The sequence below is a fragment of the Thalassovita gelatinovora genome, from assembly GCF_001458355.1.
In the GTDB taxonomy this organism is placed as follows: domain Bacteria; phylum Pseudomonadota; class Alphaproteobacteria; order Rhodobacterales; family Rhodobacteraceae; genus Thalassobius; species Thalassobius gelatinovorus.
Window position 1 is genome coordinate 1 of the sequence record NZ_CYSA01000013.1, and the last position, 1,964, is coordinate 1,964.

Below are 1,964 nucleotides of genomic sequence, written 5' to 3' on the forward strand. Positions count from 1 at the left end.
GTACCATACTCAGGCACACAAAAATACTGATAGCAGTCGGCGTGTGAATCATTAGCCTTGCGACCCTCGGCAGCAAGAACCATACGACCAATATCACGAAAATAGTCACGCAAAGCATTGGGATTATCATAAAACGCCTCTAATCGGTCGTCAGCCAACGTGAGAGTGTCAAAAACGATAAACCAACCATCAGCATGAGCCTGTCGCATTGCATTCATCAAACGCTGAATAGCAAAGCCTCTACGCGATTTCATAGTGGAGGCCTCCAGCAATCTTGAACACTCATCCTTAATACCTTTCTTTTTGGGGTAATTATACTCATCGCGAATATCCTTAAGAGGGCGTTCAGCAGCCAGCTTGCGGCAAAACTGCGTAACCGTCTTCTCGTTCTCTAAAAACCATTTTTCGTCCCCTTCGGGGCGGTGGTCTATAGTGTTATTAATATCAAGTTGGGGGAGCACATTGTAGCATTGTGCCAATTCATCCATTAACTTCTCAGTAACAGATACAAACTCATCACGAACGTCAGAAGCAGCCTTATGGCCGTCAACATACATATCACCATTATCGAACTCAACGCCCTGCATACGAAAAGACAGAATCTCTTCCAAGAGCTTGATGCGGTTATCCATCTGCTTATGGAAGCCAAGCATTGGGGATTGAGAAAGAGTAGAAATGCCACAAGCCTCAATAGCAGGTTTAAGAGCCTCGATACGCTCAAAGTCAAAATAATCAGCGTGACATTCAGAAGGGTAATAAGAACGAACCATAAAAAAGCCTCCAAGATTTGGAGGCATGAAAACATACAATTGGGAGGGTGTCAATCCTGACGGTTATTTCCTAGACAAATTAGAGCCAATACCATCAGCTTTACCGTCTTTCCAGAAATTGTTCCAAGTATCGGCAACAGCTTTATCAATACCATGAAAAATATCAACCACACCAGAAGCAGCATCAGTGACGACATTAGAAATATCCTTTGCAGTAGCGCCAATATGAGAAGAGCCATACCGCTGATTCTGCGTTTGCTGATGAACTAAGTCAACCTCAGCACTAACCTTGCGAGTCATTTCTTTGATTTGGTCATTGGTAAAATACTGACCAGCCGTTTGAGCTTGAGTAAGCATTTGGCGCATAATCTCGGAAACCTGCTGTTGCTTGGAAAGATTGGTGTTTTCCATAATAGACGCAACGCGAGCAGTAGACTCCTTCTGTTGATAAGCAAGCATCTCATTTTGTGCATATACCTGGTCTTTCGTATTCTGGCGTGAAGTCGCCGACTGAATGCCAGCAATCTCTTTTTGAGTCTCATTTTGCATCTCGGCAATCTCTTTCTGATTGTCCAGTTGCATTTTAGTAAGCTCTTTTTGATTCTCAAATCCGGCGTCAACCATACCAGCAGAGGAAGCATCAGCACCAGCACGCTCCCAAGCATTAAGCTCAGGAAATGCAGCAGCAAGATAATCACGAGTATCCTTTCCTTTATCAGCGGCAGACTTGCCACCAAGTCCAACCAAATCAAGCAACTTATCAGAAACGGCAGAAGTGCCAGCCTGCAACGTACCTTCAAGAAGTCCTTTACCAGCTTTAGCCATAGCACCAGAAACAAAACTAGGGACGGCCTCATCAGGGTTAGGAACATTAGAGCCTTGAATGGCAGATTTAATACCAGCATCACCCATGCCTACAGTATTGTTATCGGTAGCAAGCACATCACCTTGAATGCCACCGGAGGCGGCTTTTTGACCGCCTCCAAACAATTTAGACATGGCGCCACCAGCAAGAGCAGAAGCAATACCGCCAGCAATAGCACCAAACATAAATCACCTCACTTAAGTGGCTGGAGACAAATAATCTCTTTAATAACCTGATTCAGCGAAACCAATCCGCGGCATTTAGTAGCGGTAAAGTTAGACCAAACCATGAAACCAACATAAACATTATTGCCCGGCGTACGGGGAAGG

Annotated in this window: 3 protein-coding genes; all 3 read right to left on the reverse strand. The window is 44.7% G+C overall.

The window, feature by feature from the left end; translation table 11 throughout:
• The coding region (locus TG4357_RS20200) for a replication endonuclease (RefSeq protein WP_199484626.1) at positions 1 to 770 on the reverse strand (770 nt) is incomplete at its 3' end.
• A gap of 63 nt (positions 771 to 833) precedes the next feature.
• Positions 834 to 1,820, reverse strand: coding sequence for a Minor spike protein (locus TG4357_RS20205; RefSeq protein WP_000466547.1), 987 nt, complete (start codon positions 1,818 to 1,820; stop codon positions 834 to 836).
• A gap of 8 nt (positions 1,821 to 1,828) precedes the next feature.
• On the reverse strand, positions 1,829 to 1,964 hold a 136-nt coding region (locus TG4357_RS20210; protein ID WP_144433919.1), incomplete at its 5' end, for a hypothetical protein.